Below are 23,844 nucleotides of genomic sequence, written 5' to 3'. Positions count from 1 at the left end.
AGGCGTAATTTGCCTCTGAAGGAGGAGTTGAAATTTCTCGAGTTTCTAGCCGCTACAACTGGACAAGTCGCTACCGCACCTGCGGGGTCTCATGTCTCACGCTTTTCCCGCTGGACATTGAAATTTGCTTCTTTGAAATAATCCACGCACGAAGAAAATGTGAATACATTTTCGAGGAGTCGCCACCTTACGCTCCGATCAACTAGTTTTGCGCTTTTTTATCAAAATACAACAATCTCTTAGAAAAGATTCTATTTAAACAAATCAATCAACTTCGCCCAGAAGCCTTTGACTTCTTTTTCTTCGACTTCTTTTGCTTTTGGTTCTTCTTTCTTAATGCTTTCCGTTTTTATGACGAATTGGACAAGATTAACATTTTTATTTTGGTCTGATACAAAAGAGAACGCTTCGAAATCTGATTTATCATATTCGGATATCATCTGGTCCACTTCTTCCTTCATTTGTTCTGGTAAATCACTCGTTGACTCATATAATTTACGAGTACCATTGTGTAGTTCAGCTACTCCGTTGTCAAGGTCACCTGTACCACCTGATAATTTCACAATTCCCTGATGCATTTTTTGATAGGATTTCGATAACTGACCAACTCCACCTGTGTATTTCACCAATCCTGAATGAAATGTTTGATAATTGGCGGATAATGCAGCAAGGCCATTTTGTAGCTGAGAAAGAGATTCAGTTGAACCCGATGCTTTTAATGATGCTGAAACCTCGGTTGCCATATGATTGAGATTTGTTGCCACTTCCGTGAGTCCAGTCATTAATCCCGCTAAAGCATTATTTACTTCCGTAAACCCAGCTTGGACCTGAGTAAAGGTACCTTTAACAGTTTGTGCTGCCGTATATGTGTTCAGAAGTTGATTGACAACTTCCTGATTTGCTCCGCTGTTTTGTAGTTCTTGAATTTGTTCTTGTGTAATTGTTGCTTTTGGGATAGTTGCTATTGCTTTGTCTAATGAAGAGTAAGCTGTTGAATATCCTTCTTTAAGCTTAGCTATTTCTGATACTGTCCCTTGTAAACTCGCTGCCATTTGCTGAAGTCCAGCGGTTAATTTATCAAGGTCGCCAAGATTCACATCTTCAGATCCAGAATTTAAGGACTTGCTTATCTGTTCAAGAGCTTTCCCAATTTCATTCGAGCCATTAACAAGACCAGAGGAAGCTTTGTTAATATCAGTCATACCTTTATTGTATTGACCAGAACCGTTTTGAAGTTCCTGCACACCACTATTTAGCTCGGAAACGCCATTCTTTAACGCTCCTACTCCATCATGAAGCTGCTTGATTGCGTTCGTTAAAGATGACATGTCTTCTGTCATTTCATCGATTTCAGGTGCATCAATCGACATCGATGATGGAACGGCTGTAATGTTGATTCCTTCAAACTCAAAGTCGACAACATCTGCTTGGAGTTCGAATTCTTCCTCTTTTTCAGGCATGACAGTAAAAGTAACTTGTTTGTTTTTACCTGCATTTGCAAGCATTCCTTCTTCAGCTTCAATGTTCGTGTAAAGAGCTGGATCAAGTGTTAATGAAATTTGCAATAAATAATTTTTAAAGAAGACCGGATTCACTTCTTCATTTGAAGACGTTTTTATCTGTATTTCAATTTTTCCGTCTTCACCAATTAGTTCTTTTGGTGCCATTTCTTTACCGTCTAGTATATAGGATACATCAATATTCCAAGGTAATGCTTTTTCATTAACTGAACCTTGATAATAGAATTTCCCTTCTGGAGCTATAATTTCTACTTTATCATCTTTATGGATAATTTCTGAGAAGTCTGTTAAGTTTTTTAATGTTGAATAAGATCCATAATCGACGATCTTCCCTGCTTTTTCGATATCCAAAGTATTAACCACATATATATCTTGCTGCTTTCCAGTGGCACTCAGCGTTGCATATACGACCTCATCTTTCGTTGAGATTATTCCGTCGGCCGATGCAGCAGTGACAAGAAATGACGGCAATACGAGAGTGATAGAAAGTAAGATTAATAGTACTTTGTGTATTCTCTTCATCCTCATTTCTCCTTATAATGATTTGCTTTCCATGTAGTTTTTTCAATAACCTTATCAAAAACCAACACAAGTGCTGGTAAGAAAAATACGACCATGATAAATGCAAGCAAGGCTCCTCTTCCTAACAACAGTCCAATTGATGATACGATAGGGTTTGATGAGGTAAACGCTAAAATAAAACCTACACTTGATAAAATAGCTGCCGAAATCCCGATAGAGAAAATCTTCTCATCAAGTGTTTTCTTAATCGCTTGAAGTGCAGACATTTGCTTTCGATTCGTTGTGTAGTCTTCGGTCAAGAGAATTGCATAATCGACCGTCGCGGCAAGCTGTACCGTACTGATTATCAAATAACCAACATACACTAATGACGAATCTGTAAAATATGGGACGGAGAGATTAATCCAAACAGCAGTCTGAATCGTGAGCAATAGCACGATAGGATACGAGATTGACTTAAATGTCACAATAAGGACAAGGGCAATCGTAAGAACCGTTAAGAGATTCACTAATGCGTTATCCTTTTGAATCGTATTTTTGATATCATACAATGTCACACTTTCCCCAAGTGAATGTGCCTCGTCTCCATAATACTCTTCTGCAGTTTGTTTAATATGTTCGATTAAAGAAAATGCTTGGTCGCCTTCATTTTTAGTTGTTGTATTAATAATAATGCGACTGTAGTTGTCTGAATAAAATTGCTCAGTGATCGATTTGTCCAAATACTCTGGAGGAATCGCGCTACTTACAGTGTTAACGTACGCTAGAACACTCGATACCTGATCAATCTTCTCAATATCTTGAATGAACGCTTCTTCTTTGGCCAAATCCCCTTTTGGTACAAGTAGAACCATAGGAGTATAGGCTCCAAATTCTTCCTGGATTATCATTTTATCGCTACCAGCTCTCGTTGACTCAGGTTGATCTCCAAGACCATAGATGAAATTCGTCTCACTTTGGGCCATAAACGCAGGTACAATTAACAATGCAACTAATAGTAAACTTGGAATTCGCAATTTCACAACCATGCTTCCAATTTTAGTAAAACTTGGGATCAGTGGTTTGTGCTGTGTTTTATCGATCCACTTAAAAAATAACAAAGTCAGAGCTGGTAAAAACACCATAACACTGATAAAGCTTAGTAAAATCCCTTTTACAAGGTTGATTCCAAGGTCTGAACCAATTTGGAAATTCATTAATGATAATGCCATAAACCCAAAAAAGGTGGTTGACGCACTTGCTGTAATGGCTGGAAACGATTTTTTCATCGCAAGCTGCATTGCTTCTTTTGGATCGGAAACTGTCTTTCGATAGTCTGAAAAACTATGAAGTAAAAAGATCGCATAATCGAGTGACACCGCTAGTTGTAATATAGGTGCAACCGATTGGGTTACGAACGAAACTTCCCCTAGAAAAATATTGGTTCCAAGGTTAATGAGAACAGAAACCCCAATTGCAGTAAGGAAAAATACCGGCTCCACCCATGAGTTCGTCGATAATACTAGGATAATGATAATAATTGGTACTAACAATAGAGCAGCATATAATGATTCTTGACCAGCCATCTTTTGTGAAGTGGCTGTATCTAGAGCTTCACCTGCCATTGCATTTTCTTCTCCAATAACCTCGTAGATGGCATCCGTTACCGCAACTTCGTCTCCCTTTTCAATACTTAAAGAAAACAGTGCGTTATTTTCCTTGTAGTAAGACTCAACAGTCTCTTCATCCGCCATTTCGATAGGCGTTTTAATATCAATGGCATCATCTAACCACGTGACATCCGACACACCATCAATTTCAGAAAGTTTCTCTTTGTAACCTAGTGCTTCCTGTATCGTGACGTCATGTATCATGACCCTCGTATTCGGCACAGCCCCTTCAAATTCGTCTTCCATAATTTCCATGGCTTTCACAGAAGGAGCATCCTCCGGCAAATAGTCAACCATATTATAGTTAACGACAACCCCAAACTGAACAATGGTTGCTAAAAGTGTGAGGAGCATAAATACGATGACAACTGATTTTTTATGTTTAATAATTCGTGTTGCAATATCTATAATGTTTCACCCTCTCTTGCATAACCGGCAATTCCACTATAATATTATATCGACACGGTGTTGCCTATTCAACAAACAGTTTATTAATTTGAGTACGTTTCACAACATAATAACCTAATATGTTGGATAACTAATAAAAGAGGGATTAAAATGACATCAACTAAATTAGATAGACGTAAACAATACACACGAATGGTATTAAAGGATAGCATTATGAAGCTATTAAAAGAGAAATCAATTTCGACAATTACAGTAAAGGAAATTTGTAAGGAAGCAGATATTAATCGTTCTACGTTTTATGCTCATTACTCTGACCAATATGACCTACTTGAAAAAATAGAAGAAGAGATTATTGAGGATATGATTACGTATCTCAATCAATATGATTTTGATAAAGAAGACGAAACTCTACAAATGACAGAAAAATTGCTGGAGTATATTGTGACTAAGAAAGATATTTGCCAAACATTATTGAATGAAAATGTGGATACCACGTTTCAGCAAAAGGTCATGGATATTGTCCATCGATACCTCATGAAGAACTGGGCCAGTAGCCATCTTGACGGGAACGTTTCTGAATATTTCAGTACCTTCATTATAAGTGGAAGTATTTACGTGATCAAAAGATGGTTAAAGAACGGAATGGACAAATCCCCAAAAGAACTGGGCGAATTGGTCAATAACATCATAAACAAGGGCGTAGCAGCTGTGAAATAAGCGGATGAACCGTGGGGGTGGGTCACTTGTCCCAAGCATAAAAAGCGGGACAGTCAACCTGTCCCGCTGTCCCATTATTCGATTGTGATGGTTTGCTCTTTGGTCATTTGATTTACTTCGACTTTTAGTGTTATTTCTCCTGCTTTTAGAGTTTTTAGTTCCCCTGTTGTGTAGTCGAAGAGTGCAGCGTATTTTCCTGAAGTTTCAGCCCGGGTTAGTTCTTCCCCACTACCGATAAAGACGTTCTCACTCGCTTCCCATTGAACAGTTGCTGGATAATGAAGTGGGAAGTTTAGGTTATCTTTTTGATGCCCAGTTGCCTCAACTTGTACTGTTTCTCCTACTTTTATTGCAGACGGTGCTTGAAGAGTAATATCTAATAAAAGTGGATTCACTTCAGCTTGAATCCAGTCAGTACCAGAAACAGAACTTTGTCCATTAGATTGTCCTGGCCCCATAGCCTTGTCCGGTACAGGCGTTGGGTCGACTCCGAACATCGTCCACTCGTAAAAACCACCTGCATCACTGGAGCCATATGGTGCTTTTCCTGAAGGACCGACAACCATATACGGAACACCTTCGACACGATCAACACTTACAGTATGAGCATGACCACCGACAAACAGTGCCCCCTTACCTCCTGAAGTTTGACGAAACTCCGTTAAGAATTGTTCAAGAAGATTAGACTCTTTTCGATCACTAAGCTGGCTGTTTTTCGTAGGTAGTGGATCACGCGTTGGATGATGCGCCATGACAACTACGTTTTTAACCTTTGAATCCTTTGCAGCTTCCGTTAATGTCTTTTTTAAATCGAGTAGCTGTTGGAAATCACTCGTACGGAAACTTCCTGTCGATGAATCAAGCAAAATAAATCTTGTCCCTTTGTGATCAAAAGTATAACGGTTATTTTCATACACTTCTAAGAAATTATCCAGTGTACCTGGCCCCATAATTTCATGGTTTCCTGGTAGATAATAGATTGGGAGTTTATCTCCAACTTCTTCTTGTAAAATTTGCTCAGCAAATGCAAAATCTTCTTTCCATGCTGTATCAACCAAATCACCATTAATTACAAGGAAGTCTGGTTTTGCTGCAACAATTTGTCTTAGAGATTCTCTTGCCATTTGTACTTGAGAACTATTCGGATCCTTTGCAACAAACTGGCTGTCAGCTAGTACCGCAAATGTCCAACGTCCTTTTTCAATTTCTCCATTTTGAATAATGAGCGGGTCTGGATCTTTCGCTACTTCTGGAACCTCTATAGAAGTGGGGACTTTAACAGTTACATCATCAAATACCAATTGACCTGTGTATTGCTCATTTTTGTTCGTTTCAACTGGATAGATTCTCCAAAGCTTTACAGGGTATCGTACGCCTTCAGGGACCGTCGTCTCAACGTACTTCCAGCCTGACCAATCTACTGCATCAGCAAGTGATAATGTGTATCTTGTCCCTGCTGCATCTTCAATGACAGTACGAAGCCATGCTCCTTGCCCATCCCCTTTTACCCAAAGTCCAATTTTCTGAACATCACCTGGTAATTCAATCGTAGGAGATGCTTGTAAATAAGCAGCACGAGTTGCCGTTGTTGTTGAAAAATCGTATGCTAACTCGATCCCTTTTCCATCCCTACCAGCAACATGCTTCATAGATGCTCCAACTTCATTTGGATATTTTGTAAAGGACCACCCACTTATCTCTTCAAAATCATCGACTTTCTTTGTAGCTAGGCCAATTGTAACTGGCAGATACGTAACCTCGTCTTTTACTTTTACTGTGATGAGCGCCGACGCACCATCAGCTTTAGGTATAACAGTAAAGCTACCATCCACATTTTCCATGATCGAAATTACTGACTCATCATAGTCTAAATTTACATCTCTAGCTTCAATTGGTGCGTTGTATCCGACTTTGTCATAACCATTAACAGAAAAACTTGCTTGTTGTCCTAATTCCAAACTTAGGCGTGCTTGTGATGCTTCAATTCGCTCCAATTTACCAAGGACGGTGATCTCCATCGAACCCTTTGAAGATTTTACTTGTGCCTGAGCAATGGCTTTACCTGACTTTTTAGCATGAAAAACGCCATTTTCCGCAAATTTACCAACGTCTGCGGGAAGAGCCTTCCATTTCACTTCACCAACAGGAACTGGAGAGTAATTTTCATCGTGCCCTAAACCAATAAACGTTCTTGTTAATCCAGGGAATACGCGGTTACTCATATCAGATTTAAATGCAGTATTAACTGCAAAGCTCTTTAATTCACCACTTCCAGCCTTTGCAAAAATTCCAATCCCATTCGGTACTGATCTTTCAGTGCCATCGGATGGCTGATTCACAACCTTCACATCTTTCGTACCAGGATTTTGTGCAACCATGGTTGTGGAACCTCCACCATCAAGGTTTAAGGCATAATGTGCACCGTATTCCTTCATCAGTTCGGCTAATTCTTTAAATGTCATACCTCGACTGTCTGTTTGACGTCCATCCACTGCTGCTAAAATCATCGTTTTTCGATCCTCGGAAAAACCAACAGCAGTTCGTGGTGCGGAAGTCGTATCATCTAAATTCGAAATTACCGCTCCACTTTCGACAAGTTTGATATTACCTCCAACTGCAAATGAAACATCGATGTCAGTCTTTGGAGCATATTCTACACTTACTTCATCTCCAACAGATAAAGCTCTTAAGGCCTCTGCACCTTTTTCACGTCCAACAAGGACAAAAGCATTTTCAGGAATGGCGCCATTCCCTGCACCTTCTTCTACAGTTGTAACTTTTCCATCTACGACTATTACTTCATACACAGGGCTTCCATCCTGAGACCTTCCAGCGCTTCCCCAGACAGAAGTGTATAATCCTATACCATCTTTTGAAATTGCGTATTGATTGAGTGCGTCTAGTGTGATTTCTCCGCTAGGTAGCTTAACTTTTCCATCTAATAGAATGTTAGAAATATGACCTAAACCATTTTTATCAACACTTGCAGTAAGTGTGTGACTACCTTGGGGACCTTTTACCATTTCCCCTTTACTAACTACAGTGCCTAGAGGAGCATTCGTATTATTAATATCGAAGAAATCTCCATTGACCCCAGCGATTGCACCTGCTTCCTTCGCCATTTCTGATAATGGTTTCGCAGATGAAACACTTCCAGGATAAAGTATATCGGTTGAAATGCTATCATTACCAAGGTTAATGGTCATTACTTCTCCATTTAGCCAGCCTCGTGCATCAAACCTTTCAAACCTAGCAAGCTTAATACCAGGACCAATCGGTGTTGTACTTTCCTTCGAAACAAGCGTCTTGCCAGCTGGACCAACAAAAATGACAGGTTCTGTTCTGTCAGAAGAAGTTGATCGTGCTTGAGCTACATCTGATGGTTCATTGTCTGCATGAACAGTAGGTGCTAATGGTACTGTTATGGCTGAGGCAAACAAAACATTTCTCCACCACTTTACATTCATACATAGTTCTCCTCTCTACTAAAATATAATTTTATAATATATAGAATATTCTTGAAGTATATTTTCATTATACCAAGAATCTCCTTCCAGAATAACTACTGAATATAAAGGGGTGATTAATAGACTGTAAAGTTTTTACAGTAAAAAAGTAGGAGATTTGTTTGCAATAATGTCAGAATAGTAGAGGAATTCATAGAATACGGGTCTTTGGATTTGAATTTTACAGGAGTAGTTTTAGCCATGACAATTTTCATTGTTTAAAAAACAGGAAAAAAGGCCTGTATAAATACAGACCTTCTTTCAAAATGTTTCTGGGACAGGGGACCTGTCCCTGTGTCCCATTAGATGATTCCCTGGATTCGTAGGATGATTTCGGCTACGATAGCGGATCCGAGATAGGTTCCGAGTAGAACGAACATACCGATAACGATTGTTCTCCAGCCTAATTTTTTGAAATCTGCCCATGAGCGTCCGATGGAAATACCAGCATAGGCTAAGATTGGTGTTGCAATCGCTAATAGATTCACTTGTGCTGTCCATTCTACGAGTTTTTCTTGGAATGGCATGCCTGGGATTGTAATAATGAATGCTAGAATCCCAATGTAGGCAATACTTGGAACCTTTTTATATGGAATTGCTTTATGAATAATTAATCCGGCCAAACTTACTCCAGCAAGAACAAGTATTCCTGGAATGGCTGCAAGTGGCATAACATCATAACCAATCCAGTTTCCTGCAAGAACTGATATAGAACAAATAATAAATAATAAGACCCATTCTTGAATACTTTTTAACATTGGTTGTTACGCCCCCTTTGAATTCGAATTCGCAGCTTTTTTATCTCTTACTCTAGTAAGAACATTATATAACTTCACTGTTAATGGTAAGCCAATGAAAATACTAGCGTACAATCCTGTTACAGAAGTTAATAGGTTACTTGCCCCTGAGAATGCAGTAATTGTATCTGCCATATCTGGATATGCTGCGACGAGTGGCCCAAGTGATGCTGCAGCCATACTACCACTTCCTACCCCTGTTGCCATTGCAAAAGAGTATGGATGGAGTGGTGTTGCTGTTGCCAAAAATCCTGAAATAAGACCTAAGAAAATCGATCCAAACACTGTACCGAAAATATAGATCGCCATTACACCACGACCCTCAGGAGAAGAAAGACCATATTTATCCGTAATAAGGGCTAAGTTTGGTTCTCTACCGATGGAGTGGGTCATACCAATTGCTTCTCTTTTTAATCCTAAGAATACAGCTACTGGTAATGCAATAAAAATAGTACCTAGGTTTCCTAGTTCTTGAAGCATTAAGGCTGGACCTGCTTCAATTAATTGAGGTAAAGCTGGACCTGCTTGTACACCAAATTTTGCAATCAATAATGTTACGGAAATAAATACGAGATTTTCCGCATTTTTAGACATTTTTTCTGTGACAAGTGGCGTAAAATAGACTGCAATTCCAACGATAACTGCATACAACATCGGTAGTAATAAAATGACCCCTGCTCCAATTGGAATACGATGTGTGCCTATCAATTCAGTCACCAAAACAATGGCAAATACTAAAAGATGTAATTTCCAATCCTTCCAAAGATTCGTTGCATTTTCACTCATTGCTCTTCCCCCTTTTTTATAGTGATGCTGTTTATATGGTATTTATTTTACAGCCGCTTTTGCATGTACTTTCATATATTCTAATGTTGCTTTCCCTAATACCTTTGCTGCGATTAAAAGTGCACGCTCATCGATATTAAATTTTGGATGATGGTGAGGGTAAGAGTCTTTCCACTCTGGATTCTCTGCACCTGTAAAGAAGAAGGTACCTTTTACATGTTGTAAATAATAAGCGTAATCTTCACCGCCCATAACAGGTTCTGTTTCAGCAACCTTGTTTACTCCTGGAACGTCTTCCGCCAATTTTGCAACAAATTCGGTTTCTTCCTTATGGTTGATGAGGGTCGGATAGCCGCGTGTATAGGTGAATTCGAAATCTGCACCATTCACATCACATGTTCCACGAACCACTCGTTCCATTTCTTTTTCGATAAAATCACGCGTCTCTTCTTTGAAAGTACGCACGGTACCAATCATTTCAGCATAGTCAGCGATGACATTGTAAGGATTTTTTGCCTCGAATGAGGTTACAGATAGAACGGCAGAATCCAATGGATCTACTTTACGGCTAACAATTTGTTGTAAATTATTTATGAGTTGACCTCCAACGACAATACTATCGATTGTTTGATGTGGGTAGGCACCATGTCCGCCTCGCCCTTGAATTTTAATATCGAAACGGTCAGGAGCTGCTTGGATTGCACCAACTCGATAACCGATTTCTCCAACTGGCATTTGAGCTTGTAAATGTGTGCCGAAGATTACATCGACACCATCTAGGCAACCATCTTCGATCATAGAAATGGCACCACCCGGTGGTAATTCCTCTGCATGCTGATGGATGAATACTACCGTACCCTCAAGTTCTGCTTTCATACTATTTAACACTTTCGCTAAACCAAGTAAAGTTGCAGTATGACCATCATGTCCACATGCATGCATCACACCATCATTTTTTGACTTGAACGGTACATCCGTTTGCTCTAAGATCGGGAGGGCATCGAAGTCTGCACGTAAGGCAATAGTTGGTCCAGGACGATCTCCTTTTAGATAAGCTACTACTCCATTGCCTCCAACACCTGTGCGAATATCGTGACCTAATTTTTCATGATAAGTTGCAATGTATTCTGCTGTTTTAACTTCCTCAAAAGATAACTCTGGGTATTCGTGTAGATAACGGCGTATAGAGACAATTTCATCATAAATTTCGTCTAATTTCTCAAATAACTTTTCCATTATAAATGCCCTCCTAGTGGTTTTTATTGTTCCATCATTTCTTTTAAGACGGTATATACCGCTGATGAATCTTGTTGACCCTTCCCTTTGTTCTTACCTAAGTGAAAGAGTTGATGTGTGATGTCACTGACAAAAGTTGAAATTTGTGAGTTTTCAGCCAATTGACGGTACAAGTGGATATCCTTTGTCATATTGGCAAGAGAGAACTTTACATTGTCAAATGATTCATCTAATATATTCACCCCGAATACATCCATTGCTCGGGTTTGACCAGATCCTTTTTGTAGAATACCCGCAAGTTTCTCCTTTGTAACCCCAGCTCTTTCTCCAGTTATAAAGGCTTCACTTAATAAGGTAATCACACCTGCTACGACCATATTGTGACAAAGCTTTACGGTTTGCCCTGCTCCACTCTTCCCTACATATTCAATATGTTTGCCGACAGCTTTTAAAATTGGGAGAATGGTAGGAAAATGGTCCTTACTTCCACCAACCATAATGGTCAACGTCCCGTTTGCAGCTCCTTCAGGGCCACCGCTTAGTGGACAATCATAAAACTGGACCCCGTTTTCCTCAGCTGTGTTATGAATTTTCCTCGTAAGCTGTACATCATTTGTACTCATATCCAAAATGTAAGAACCTTTTTTCATTTTAAATAGAACACCGTTTTGTTCGTGTAACAGTGTATCTTTAATAATATCAGGTGAAGTAAGTGACATGATTAAAAAGTCAATCTCACTTGCCATATCAGTAGGAGTTGCAGAAGCAATCGCCCCATGGTCAACTAAACTCTTCACCGCAGCTTCATTAATATCAAATACGTGGACTTTGAATTGTTTTTTGAGTAAGTTCTTCGCAATGCCACTTCCCATTAACCCGCATCCAATTATACCAACCGCTGTCATCATAATCCTCCAGTCTTGTAAACTAGTAATTTACGCTTTGATATATACTGTTTTGTACTCTGTCCAGAATTCGAGGGCAGTTGAACCTTGTTCTCTCGGACCTAAGCTGGATGCTTTTTTACCACCAAATGGGTACTGGTTTTCAAAATAATTCGATGGAATGTTGACATGTGTAACTCCCGTTTGAATATGTTTCACAAAATGCATGGCTTTTTCTAGGTCCTTTGTATAAATCGTTGATGATAAGCCAAAATCACTGTCGTTTGCAACTTCTAATGCTTCCTCATAAGAATCTACTTCGATTACTGCGATAACAGGTGCAAAGATTTCTTCACTAAAAATAGTCATTTCTGGTGTAACGCCACTAAAGACTGTTGGTGCGACAAAATAGCCATTGTCTCGTCCTTGGTCTATTAATCTCTTACCACCACATTCAAGTGTTGCACCTTCTTCAATTGCTAAATCGACATGTTTTAAGTAAAGATTTAATTGACTTTCATCAATCACTGGACCATTGTCTACCTTTTCGTCAAAGCCATCGGTAATATGTAAGGCATTGGCTGCTTCTACTAATCTACTAATAACGTCTTTTGAAATACTTCTTGGAACAATTAATCGGCTTGTCCCAGTACAGCGTTGTCCATTATCAAAAAATCCACTGATGACTACATTTTGAATCGTTTCATCTAAATTGGCATCTTCAAGGATAATGGAGGCATTTTTTCCGCCCATTTCCGCCTGCATTTTTCCGCCACGAGTTGTGACTGCTCTTCCTAATGCTAATCCTACGTCGGTTGAACCGGTAAAAGATACAGCTTTGATTTTCTGATGATTACCGATCGCACGTCCGATAACACCACCTGGACCTGTTACCATGTTAATAACTCCTTTAGGTACACCGGCCTTTTCAAAGAGTTCGATAATTTTTACGCTAATAAGTGATGTGTTGCTAGCTGGCTTAAAAATAACCGTGTTTCCAGCAACAATCGCAGGGGCGATCTTCCAAATTCCAATCCCAAGAGGGAAATTATAAGGCGCAATTACTCCAACAACGCCAAGAGGTTCTCTCACGGTGTATCCAAAAATTTCAGCATTCTTTGAAGGCACTGTTTCCCCTTTTAAACGGGTTGCTTCACCACTGAATTGCTTCATCGCATCAATCGTAATAGTTACTTCCGCTAGCGAGTTTTTATAGGTTTTACCGACTTCTTTTGTAATAATAGTTGCTAGTTCTTCTTTTTGCTCTTCAAGCAAATAGATTAATTTAAACAATACATCCCCACGTTCAGGTACTGCAACGTGTGACCAAGCCTTAAATGCCTTTTCCGCTACTTGAATCGCTACCTCAACATCGCGTTCATCAGATTTCTGAAAATAACCTAATACTTCTTCTGTGTTTGCTGGGTTGATACTAGCATATACATCACCTGATTGGGCAGACACCCATTCACCATCTATGTAGTTAAAATACGTTTGAACCATCGGAATCACCTCTCCTCTTTGTTGTTACTAATTATAATATTCTAAATTATAAAGACAAATGTGGCAACCCACAAAATTTAGAATTCATTTTTGTGAGTTGCCACAATTAGAGACGTAAAAAGGACAAGTGGACAGGTTCCATTGCTATCTATTTTTCTGTTTCGCTACATATAATTGAGTCGCAATCATGAGGTCGACCCAATCTTTTTCATTGTTTAAGCTAGATTGAAGAATTTCTTCTATCTTTTTAAGGCGATAGTATAATGTATTTCCATGGATATGGAGCTCAGTAGCCGTTTCCTTGTGATTTTTATTTTTGGAAATAAAACAAAGCAATGTTTCTAGTAAACTGGCATCTGAATTTAAGAGCTTTCCGATTTTATCCTGAATGTACATGTCAATTGTATGCTGCTCCATTTCATGGAATAGTCGTTCCATACCGAGTTTCGAATATTCAACGATGTTTGAGGTCTTATAGGTCTTTGCATAGCTGATGGAACGTAGTGCTTCCTGATAGGATGTGGCTAATTGCTGCAAGGAAGTTTTTCGTCCAATTCCAACTATGATTTTTTCTTTGTTTAAAATTGACTCAACTTCTTGAATGATTTTTTTAATTACCGTGTCTGTCACTCCTGGAAGAAGGATTATGAGCTGAAACGTATGAGTGACGACAAAACTTTTGTTACATATGTTATTCAGCATCTTCTCAATAGATAGGACGAGCCATTGCTTTTCTTTTACTTTGTTATTTTTCCAGAGTGAATCTACTGCACTTTCAACAATTATACATTGAATGTCATTTGTTTGATCCCATTTTAAATAATGCATAATCCGTCCGACATCATAATGTTGGACCTCATTTAACAACTGATTAAACACTTCATTCCGAAAATGCAGCTCCTGTTCAAGGAGTGCACTATCCTTCGTTATTTCAAGCGCCATCGCTAAGCTTGCATGCTCAATAATGATTTGTTCGTTTTCAACAAATGCAGCAAAAGGTTTCTCCAGTTCAAGTACCCCTAGAATTTCTTGGCCACGTACAATGGGAAAGTAGCGGTCATTCCTCTGAAAAAGGTTGGTCTCATGGTAGATGACCCGAGATTGAATCAATTCCTCTAACAACGGAATGATTGACTTGATTCCATAGCCTTCAATAATCACTTGATAGAATTTTTTATGAATTGAAATTGAATCGGTTAATAATTGATTCTTCTTCAACAAATGATTATAAACCCGGGAATGTTCAATTGCGATCGCGCTTTGGTCGGCAATATTTTTTATAACTTCCATATCAGCCATTGAAAAAAGACCATCATGGTTAAAATTGTCGACGATTAGGATACCGAAACAATGATCTTTGTAAACGATCGGAACACAAAAAGCACTTTTAATTTTCCGACCATGTACACCCTTCAAATAATAATGATAGTTTTCTGGAGACATTGTACTCATAGATTCATCAATTTCTTGCTCAGAATTAAAGAGGATGGCCTTCTTTTTGGTGAATACCTGGCCTGTTATGGATTCGCCGGGATCAAGGGAAAGCTTCCTTAAACTTTCTACATCAAGACCTTTACCCTCTTCAAACTTAAGCTTTCCAGTATTTTCGTCATATAAATAAATAATAAACGTATCAGTAATGTTTACCAATTCACTTGCTGCAGTAATTAAGTTTTGCAACACATCTTGTAAATGTAACGACTGCGTAAGCAACTTATTGATTTCTAATAGTTTCTTAGCTTTATGTAAGTCCAGATAGGATGTCTCGATTTGCTGAAAGTTCAAGTTAATTCACCTTTTTCGAAAGTTCCAAAATAGTCTGAAGCATGACATTGGCACCAACCTCAATATCTTCCCATGAACTATACTCATCAGGGTGATGACTAAGGCCATCCTTACTAGGAATGAAGATCATCCCTGCTTCTGTTAATTCGGTTAATGAGTTCGCATCGTGATTTGCACCACTCACCATATAGTGATAATTTACTTTTGAGTTTTGACAAGTCTTCTCTATTGCTTTTTGGACATTCTCAGATAAAGTGTTGGGATGCTTTTGTACACCCACTGCTATTTCAACTCGATGGTTTGCATTCATCCAGTCTGTTAATCGTTGTTCAAATTCCTTCATCTCATGCCAATCGCTACCTCTGACCTCAATCGTTAATTGAACATCACCAGGTACTACATTCTCCGAATTCGGAAAAACCTCTAACTTTCCGACAGTCGCAACAATATCATTGTTTTGCTTAGTAGCTCGTTCACTAACGTACTGGATAATAGAGGCAGCAGATACTAAAGCGTCATTCCTAGCGTTCATAGGGGTAGTGCCAGAATGGCTTGCTTTTCCAATAACATGAACATGCATTCTTGAAATGCCAGCTATGGCAGTCACAATCCCAATCTGGTTGTTCGTAGTCTCTAACACACTTCCTTGTTCAATATGTAATTCTAAAAAGGATAGATAGGCATTGTCACTTTTTCTAGCCTCTTTAATTTTGGACATGTTAAGGTCAAATTTCTCCATTTCCACATCTGATACATCACCATCTTTAACTAACCCTGCTGTCGCTCTGCTTCCAAATGTACCGCCTAATGGATTCGCTTCTTCACCGACAAAACTAATAAGTTCAAGTGGAACTCCTTGATAGCCATGTTCTTTTAGCACTCTCAGACACTCAAGGCCAATTATTACACCCAATGCTCCATCATAAAGGCCACCATTATTTACAGTGTCTAAATGTGAACCAAAAGCAATTGCAGGTTTATCAAGGCTACCTAATCTGCCATGTACATTACCAATGGAATCTTTATATACAGATAAATTTAGGTCCTTTAACTGCTCTTCTAACCATTCGTTTGCCTTTTTTTCTTCATTTGAAAAAGCTAAACGATTATAACCAATATTACCGGAATTAATAGATCCAATATGTAATAGATTCTTTTTAATATTTTCTACGTAAACCTTTGGAAAACTCATAATTTCCTCCTCTATACTACCCTTGGGTCACGGGGCCAGGTCCCTTGTCCCATTCTAGAACTTGTTTTCATTATAGAAGAAAAATTGTTAATTATCCAATAGCTTTTGTTTTTGAGAAAACCGACAGTTTGCCTTTTAATTAAAAAGGCTATTTTCGCAAACTTTTTTTTTATATCGTTGACTTCCGCTTCAGGTGGACGCTTTCCGCGGGCGTGGCTTGAGCCTCTTCAACGAAATGTGGAGGCGCCTAGCACAGAAACGAGAAAATTGACCGACTAAAGCGCCACGTCCTGTGCGTCGGAGACTCCGACAAAGAGGCGTATTTTGCCTCTGATCTCGAGTTTCTAGCCGCTGCAACTGGACAGGTCGCCACCTTACGCTCCAATCAACTAGTTTTGTTTTTATTATAAGAAGGCAACAATCTTTTAGAATAGAGCCAATAAAAAGAGGTTGCATTAGCAACCTCCGTACAAACTATATTAATCAATCAACATTTAACAAAAGTCAGAAACGTGCTGGGTGGGACGATGTACCTGTCCCTCTGTCCCAACGGCACGCTTCCAGTGTTGGATTCCGGCATTTAGTCGGATCGCTTGGTATCCCTGTGTCGAAAGGTACTGAACAGCCTCTGTTGCGTGTACACAGTAGTAACCACGACAGTAGACAATAATTCGACGATCTGTCGGAAGTTCGCTGACTCTGTCCATAAAGGAATCATATGGTATTGATATTGCACCCTTTATATGCGAAGCATTATACTCAGATTCTGGCCGAACATCGACGACCAAATAGCTATCAAAATCTTCCATTTTTAAAAACTCTTCCAACTCTAGACTTTCGATTTCTTCTGGTCTTTCGATAAACTCAGTACGCATCTGGCGCACTTCATCAAATCTGTCTTCCGTTACTTTTTGTAAAGATTGGATTAAGTCACAAACTTTTGTATTTCCCAATGAGTAGACCATGAAGTTTCCCCGTCTACGGCATTTTACGAGTTTAGTATCTAGGAGAACCTGTAGGTGCTGAGATGTATTCGCGATGCTCATTTCGGTTTCGTTCGATAGTGCTTCTACTGTTTTGGGACCTTGCGTCAACAAATCCAGAAGCTCCATTCGTTTCGGACTCGTTAACGCCTTTCCGACTCTAGAAAAATAATAATAGATTGTATCGTTAAATTCTCTCTTATCCATCATGACCTCCTGGATTTATCCCCCCTCATTTAATACATTCCGAAGGACTTCTACTATATATCTAGTTTAATAGAAAACCTACAGTTTCATACCAACTATTTTCATGTAAATCTAGTTTTTATTCGATGTAATCGATACATCGAAAGGAATCCTAAAACAGGTCCGGGTAATAGGATCAAAAATGTATATTCCCAACCAATAACTGATTCGATTAAGGGTACGAGGAAAATGACAATAATCGTAAGTACATAACCTAGTGCTAATTGGATTGTTAATGATGAACCGACATAGCGCTGATCGACGTGCTCGGTGATAAGTACTGAGAACTGAGCAGAATCTGCAATAATACTTACTCCCCAGATGATTCCTAAAATGGAGATAATCCAGGGTGAGCTACCGAAGAAAAATCCTATAAAAAGTGTGAGTGTCCCAGAAACCCCTAATGACCATAATGTTACTTTTTCTCGGCCAATTCGATCGGCAAATAAACCGCCAAACCAAGCTCCAAAGAATCCGGAACCAATTACTACGAATGTTACAATTGAAGCGGATGTAGAAAAATTTACAATCCCACTTGTTTTAAAGCTCTCTGCTAAAAATATCCCAAACCAGGACCACATCGCGTAAAGCTCCCACATATGACCAAAGTAACCAAAGTTCGCAAGGCGTACCTTTTGATTTTTAAAAGCACGAGGAATCGCATTTGGATCAAAGTTTCCAGTGGGTAATGCATAGGGTCCTACTTTTACGAGAAGCATTAAGAAACCAGATAATATGGAACATAATCCCGTTATCAATAAGACCAGTTCCCATGACGAGAACCCGATTCCTTTAAAAAAATGGGGTCCAGCTGAACCAATCGTAAGTGCACCCACGACTAGCCCCAAAGCCATCCCACGCCTCTCTTTAAACCAAGTGGAAACAAGTTTCATCCCTGGACCGTATACACCTGATAAGGCAACGCCTGTAAAAAAGCGAAACAATAATGCAACAATTAAACTTTTAGCTAGTAAAGCGGTTAAAATTGTCGTAACTCCCGCTAGTATAGCTGACCAAAAGAATAAAATATGTGGTTCAATGCGATCAGGTAGATTTAAAAATGCTGACAGCACTGAACCGATAATAAATCCTAAATTGACCATAATCGTAATAAAGCTGACTTGACTGCTACTCAACTCCCATAAATCGATTAAAGTTGGCAAAACTGCAGTCATTGAGAACCATGTTGTCATTGTGCCAAACATGGCAAGTGATAACAAAATTAACTTACTGGTGTGATATTTTCCTTTTTCCAGAGAATCATTCTTATTCATCTAAAGCAGCAGTATACGTAACTGCCGTACCCTCTAAGCATAGTTCATTTTCGTATTTTTTAATAACGCTTTCATTCTTATCTTTATTTTTAACCCTTTCTTCACTGAGCACCCTAAGAATCGATGGATAATGTTTCATATCTTCAACAATCATCACATTCCTCCTAAATAGTTACCTATTCAGTTCAAATCTCTTTCGGGTTTTGTCGAGTATTAAATAATTCAATTGAATAGTTGTATTACTACACTACTGGAGAGGTTCGAGATTTATTCGTAAAGTTGAGGAAATTTATTCGAAAAGTTTTACGGAATTTGTGGTCTATTTTGAGGATTGACAGCATATGATGTTAGGTTAAGAGAATGGTGGATCATGTCATTCCTTTTCTCACTAACCAAAAAATGGGACAGAATAAATCTGTCCCAACAAGCGGTTTCATTTTAATATTACAATAACAAATACGCAACAAGTGTTCCGATAATCCACATACCGATTGCGAATGGCATATTCTGCACGGTAATGCGGAATGGGCTTTGACCCGTTCCCATGGCCGTTAATGTCACAAGTAAGCCGTACGTTCCTACTGTAAAGGTAGCCACAGAACCTGTAATTAGAACAAGCGCAATACTTACTGGATTGATCACTTCAAACATAGGAGTGACGATTCCTGTCAAAATACCCACTGTTGCAATCGGATGAATACCAAACATACTTAAGAATACAAAGATGACCTGGATAAGGAACAAGATTAACATTGGATAATTCGATACAAAGGCAAGTGGTTTTTGGATCACTTCCAAAAATGATGTATCTCCTATACTAGTCGAAAATAATGACAAGGAGATAAATAATACAATGAAATTCTGCATGGTATTTGTTTTTGTTTTCCAATTATTCCAACCAATTGTCCAGAAACTTCTTCGTCTTTTCAATAGTAAAGACCAAATGAAAGCAAATGGGAAAATAACAATTGTTACTGTTAACGTAAAGCTTAAATCAAATAGATTTCCTATTACAATAACGAGAACCAGGAACAAGACTAGTGCGATGACGAACTGTATCATCTTTCTCACTAATTGTTTCATATTGATTGTTGGCTGACGATTAGTAGTCACTTCGTCAAACTTATATTTTTTATAAAAAATTCGTCCAAACAAAGAATCTAATATAAACGCAATAACTGCCATTAGAATGAGCCAAGGCAAGAGGGTTACGTATTCAACACCTGTTGTAAATATAGCAACTGCGACCATAATCTCCAACGGACTCCACAACAGGGCTAATGAATAACCTCTTAGTGAAGCTGTTGTGATAAACGAATTACGAATTTCTTTACTAAAAGATGATAATGTACTCTTAAGAACATCTTGAGAGATGGTTGCAGCAGATAGATTTAAAAAGGCCGCAAGAATATGCGTAATGAGTGAGCTTCTTGGGTATAGTTTCCCTAAATCTGAGACGTTCACTCTCATTAGTAGATTCATATTCCGATCAAATCTTCCACTTCTTACGATGCTATTCATCCAAGGCAGCATGGCTAGTAATGTCAATAGAGATAAATTCGAAGTTAATAAACTAGGAATAATATGAAAGGACTGACCTGTTGTAAAGAATAAATATCCTCCGATAAATAGAAAAGCTCCCCCAAGAATTTTGAAAAGCCCTGATGCTAAAGGAAATGACACAATGAGCATGATAATAGCAAGTACTCCGAGTATGTAATTGATTGTCTCACTATCTATAAAAATATTAATTGTATGGAGTAAAAATACAAATGAATAAAAAATGTAAAGATAGCGGAACAATGGATATTGTTTCATTTTTTCCTCCTTCTTGATGTTAAATCAAACACATCAAAGTATAGCATAGAAGAAAAAAACTACAAGGATAATTTCCAGATATTCCTTGGAAGTAAAGAAGAAATGATGCCGTCAAAAAAACAGCTCTGCATCCATTTATGGAAATTGCAGAACTGCTAACTCTCTGTATTCAAGCTAGATATGGGTCAGGCAACCTGCTCCGAACTAGGGGTGAGGAAAGTAGATCCGGAATAGTGTCCCCTCGTTTTTTTTGCTGGTAACATCTAATTTTCCTTTCATGAGTTTTATGATTTTTATGACCGCCATCATACCCAGGCCAGTACCCTCTCTTCCTTTCGTCGTAAAAAACGGCTCTCCTAAACGATTAAGCTGTTCGTCTGACATTCCTTCTCCAGTATCTTTGATCTCAATAACCACACCATCAACCATTTCTTCTGTATGTATAAAAAGATTTCCACCGTTTGGCATCGCTTCAATACAATTTTTTGTAATATTTAAGAAGCATTGTTGTAAAAGTTGAGGATCTCCTTTCATACGAATTGGTTCAATCATGGTATGGATATCAACACAGTTCATATTTGCCATTGGTGTAATCACATTTATCGAACGTTGGAGTTCTTGCTCAAGATTTACGATTATATGTTCTTCATGTACGGATTTTGCAAAAGTTAAATAGTTTCCAATAATATCATTTGCTCGGTCAATTTCTTGGAGAGAGATTTCGATGAACTGATTTCTCTTCTCTTCGTCCCATTCATTTTTATATAACATCTGTAAAATGCCTTTCACTACGGTAAGCGGATTTCTGACTTCATGAGAAATACTTGACGCAAGGTGACTAACTACCTCTAATTTCTCAGCTTTGATAACTTGCATATTCGTGTAGGAGCTCTCTTGTAGCATTTCAGAGAAATACACAATAAAGAATGTACTTATTAGATGAACTAAGAAAAATGTGATAATTACCTTATAATCAGACACATGTAAATGTCCAAGCAAAAATCGTATGACTAAAACAAATGTACAAATAAAGAACGAAAAACTACATGCAATAAGGATTCTTCTATGCTTTGAAGCTCTATCAAAAATATTTCGAATTAGAAATATAACAGATAAAATGATTAAACTTGCAATGGCTGATGCATAAAAACCAATTCCGAATTCTCCTAAATAAAGACGAATGATTAGAAAAATAACGACTAAAGTGACACTAGCTTTTCTCCCAAGGTATAAACCACCAACCATAATGGCAACCGTCCGTAAATCCAAGATAATCTCATCACCAATATGAAACGGAAATAGCATACAACTAATCATGGCTATGATGACCGAAATTAATTGTATTCCCTTTTTTAGTTGGCATGACAAATTCTTAACATTTGTTTCAATGATATGAGGAATAAACAAAATAAAAACGACCAAAAAAAGCAAATTTAATAATAAGGTTTCTATATAATTAAACACATTATTCCCCCTGTTTCTGGTTAGAAGAATCATCTTAGGAAACTATCCGACAAAAATTAATAAATAAAGAATGTTTATGAAATTATTTTATGTTTATGCACTCACCTTTTTTTGATTTCATCGAATAATTTATTCCACTGCTGATGGAATATTTATGAGGGATAATTCGCCACTCTAATGGATTGCTCCTATAAATTCGTCAAAAAATAATAATTTCCTTCTTTTTTTTACTCATATTGTCGTATTTTTATTATGGTTTTAGTAAATTTTTGAGACTATTTCCGAAATTGAAAACATTTTGTTGCAAATTGCAACAAAATGATAGTTTTTATGTCTTAAGAGATGAAAAGATTGAAGAAAGTAAAATGGATATATCACTCTATTACTGAGAATCCGCCGAGTTTACTGTTGCTAACTGGAAATACTGCCACTATTCCGGATTTACTGCCACTATTTGAAAAATACTGCCACTATTCCAGATTTACTGTCACTAGTAAAAAAGCCACCCAGTCCGGGTGGCTCATAATTTTTTATGTGTGACATTAACATCGAAATCGGTTTACTTCCCCTTCAACTGCTCAAACAATCTCGCTACATTCACAACCCCAACATTTTTATATTTTCCGAGAATCACAAGCTCCTTCGGAAGTTGGCCAACTGTATGAATTCCGTCTTCGTTTAATTGTGTAATAAGGCTTGGTACGCCTATAAACTCGTCTTTAGTAAGAGGTATCTGTTTAAGAGAATCTGTAAGGATCATGTAATCTGCTTTGTAAAATAAAAACAATTCTCCTGGTCGTTCAAGAGTTACTTTTCTACGAATCTTTTCTTCTTCAATAAAGATTTTTAACTCCTCGAAAAATTGTTTATCATTGTTTTCATTAAAACGTTTGACATGCTTATGCAAGTCTTCGAGATTACTTGGTAATTCACTCATAATACGTGCTTGCTGCTCAGCACCCAGTCTAACTAAAAAAGTCTCAGATTTATCGAATCGTTGTGGCAGCAAAAAGGCATCACGTAGAAAATATGGAACTTCCAACGTATCCCCTTTATACTCAATCGTACGAATCGTTGTATATCCCGGTTCTCCCACTTTTGATGGAGCAGCTTCTGACGTAACTGCAACCTCATTTTGAACCTTTGTATCGGGTGTTCCCTTTTTCATAGAAGCAACTAATACATCCTCTAGTGATTTCAACCGAAGCTCTAGTTCGGTAATATCGTAACGCTCTTCCTTTGGAGTTGTCGGATCTTGATAGGCTGGTACTTCGATTGATAAGGAGCTATACACTTCAACAAACCATCTCACAATTTGGTAAATTGCTTCCCATGATAACAGTGCTTCCGAATAACGAAACTTTCTCTTGTCATGTGAGGCTTGATTACCTAGTTGACGAACTAAATGAAGGGCATCCCTTATCTCTAATGTTAGAATTCCTTCATTATCTAAAAGAGTGAGTCTTTCTTTTAGGGTTATGTGGACTAACCTAAAATAGTGAGACAATATAAAACACCTCCAAAATGGCAATACTTGAGATAAGTATTGTGACA

At 38.2% G+C, this 23,844-nt stretch carries 17 protein-coding genes; 1 reads left to right on the top strand and 16 read right to left on the bottom strand.

The window, feature by feature from the left end; translation table 11 throughout:
- Nucleotides 1-251 precede the first annotated feature (251 nt).
- Both ACR65M_RS21555 and ACR65M_RS21550 read right to left on the bottom strand, forming a co-directional pair.
- A complete protein-coding gene (locus ACR65M_RS21555; RefSeq protein WP_341331572.1) occupies nucleotides 252-2,042 on the bottom strand; it encodes a methyl-accepting chemotaxis protein in 1,791 nt (596 codons plus the stop codon).
- Nucleotides 2,043-2,044: 2 nt separating this feature from the next.
- On the bottom strand, nucleotides 2,045-4,045 hold the full coding sequence (locus ACR65M_RS21550; protein ID WP_440274370.1) for an efflux RND transporter permease subunit: 2,001 nt from the start codon (nucleotides 4,043-4,045) through the stop codon (nucleotides 2,045-2,047).
- Between the two features lie 204 nt (nucleotides 4,046-4,249).
- Here ACR65M_RS21550 and ACR65M_RS21545 point away from each other — a divergent pair, with 204 nt between their 5' ends.
- Entirely contained in the window at nucleotides 4,250-4,816 is a 567-nt protein-coding gene (locus tag ACR65M_RS21545; RefSeq protein ID WP_440274369.1) for a TetR/AcrR family transcriptional regulator, read from the top strand.
- A gap of 74 nt (nucleotides 4,817-4,890) precedes the next feature.
- Here ACR65M_RS21545 and ACR65M_RS21540 read toward each other — a convergent pair whose 3' ends face one another.
- From ACR65M_RS21540 to ACR65M_RS21475, 14 genes are all read right to left on the bottom strand, one after another.
- Complete coding sequence (locus tag ACR65M_RS21540) at nucleotides 4,891-8,283, bottom strand: phosphodiester glycosidase family protein (RefSeq protein WP_440274368.1); 3,393 nt, start codon at nucleotides 8,281-8,283, stop codon at nucleotides 4,891-4,893.
- A 341-nt stretch (nucleotides 8,284-8,624) separates the two neighbouring features.
- Nucleotides 8,625-9,080, bottom strand: a complete 456-nt coding sequence (locus tag ACR65M_RS21535; protein WP_341331567.1) for a hypothetical protein — start codon at nucleotides 9,078-9,080, stop codon at nucleotides 8,625-8,627.
- 6 nt (nucleotides 9,081-9,086) lie between these two features.
- On the bottom strand, nucleotides 9,087-9,905 hold the full coding sequence (locus ACR65M_RS21530) for a DUF3100 domain-containing protein (RefSeq protein ID WP_341331566.1): 819 nt from the start codon (nucleotides 9,903-9,905) through the stop codon (nucleotides 9,087-9,089).
- Nucleotides 9,906-9,947: 42 nt separating this feature from the next.
- Nucleotides 9,948-11,141, bottom strand: coding sequence for a M20 family metallopeptidase (locus ACR65M_RS21525; protein WP_440274367.1), 1,194 nt, complete (start codon nucleotides 11,139-11,141; stop codon nucleotides 9,948-9,950).
- A 23-nt stretch (nucleotides 11,142-11,164) separates the two neighbouring features.
- On the bottom strand, nucleotides 11,165-12,046 hold the full coding sequence (locus tag ACR65M_RS21520) for an NAD(P)-dependent oxidoreductase (protein WP_440274366.1): 882 nt from the start codon (nucleotides 12,044-12,046) through the stop codon (nucleotides 11,165-11,167).
- Between the two features lie 30 nt (nucleotides 12,047-12,076).
- Complete coding sequence (locus tag ACR65M_RS21515; RefSeq protein WP_440274365.1) at nucleotides 12,077-13,528, bottom strand: aldehyde dehydrogenase family protein; 1,452 nt, start codon at nucleotides 13,526-13,528, stop codon at nucleotides 12,077-12,079.
- 144 nt (nucleotides 13,529-13,672) lie between these two features.
- Nucleotides 13,673-15,313: a helix-turn-helix domain-containing protein gene (locus tag ACR65M_RS21510; protein ID WP_440274364.1), complete on the bottom strand. Its 1,641-nt coding sequence runs from the start codon at nucleotides 15,311-15,313 to the stop codon at nucleotides 13,673-13,675.
- Between the two features lies 1 nt (nucleotide 15,314).
- Complete coding sequence (locus tag ACR65M_RS21505) at nucleotides 15,315-16,505, bottom strand: M20 family metallo-hydrolase (RefSeq protein ID WP_440274363.1); 1,191 nt, start codon at nucleotides 16,503-16,505, stop codon at nucleotides 15,315-15,317.
- Nucleotides 16,506-16,999: 494 nt separating this feature from the next.
- Nucleotides 17,000-17,695, bottom strand: coding sequence for a metalloregulator ArsR/SmtB family transcription factor (locus tag ACR65M_RS21500; RefSeq protein ID WP_341331560.1), 696 nt, complete (start codon nucleotides 17,693-17,695; stop codon nucleotides 17,000-17,002).
- Between the two features lie 101 nt (nucleotides 17,696-17,796).
- On the bottom strand, nucleotides 17,797-19,008 hold the full coding sequence (locus tag ACR65M_RS21495; protein WP_440274362.1) for an MFS transporter: 1,212 nt from the start codon (nucleotides 19,006-19,008) through the stop codon (nucleotides 17,797-17,799).
- Nucleotides 19,001-19,162: a hypothetical protein gene (locus ACR65M_RS21490; RefSeq protein ID WP_165918134.1), complete on the bottom strand. Its 162-nt coding sequence runs from the start codon at nucleotides 19,160-19,162 to the stop codon at nucleotides 19,001-19,003. Before ACR65M_RS21490 ends, ACR65M_RS21495 begins: the two co-directional genes overlap by 8 nt.
- A gap of 290 nt (nucleotides 19,163-19,452) precedes the next feature.
- Nucleotides 19,453-20,826 carry a hypothetical protein gene (locus ACR65M_RS21485; protein ID WP_440274361.1) on the bottom strand — a complete coding sequence of 458 codons (1,374 nt, stop codon included), beginning with the start codon at nucleotides 20,824-20,826 and terminating at the stop codon, nucleotides 19,453-19,455.
- 204 nt (nucleotides 20,827-21,030) lie between these two features.
- Complete coding sequence (locus ACR65M_RS21480; protein ID WP_440274360.1) at nucleotides 21,031-22,290, bottom strand: ATP-binding protein; 1,260 nt, start codon at nucleotides 22,288-22,290, stop codon at nucleotides 21,031-21,033.
- Nucleotides 22,291-22,849: 559 nt separating this feature from the next.
- A complete protein-coding gene (locus tag ACR65M_RS21475; RefSeq protein WP_440274359.1) occupies nucleotides 22,850-23,797 on the bottom strand; it encodes a DUF4145 domain-containing protein in 948 nt (315 codons plus the stop codon).
- Nucleotides 23,798-23,844 lie beyond the last annotated feature (47 nt).

This window comes from Ferdinandcohnia sp. SAFN-114, from assembly GCF_059415045.1.
This window is presented reverse-complemented; position numbering and strand designations above follow the sequence as displayed.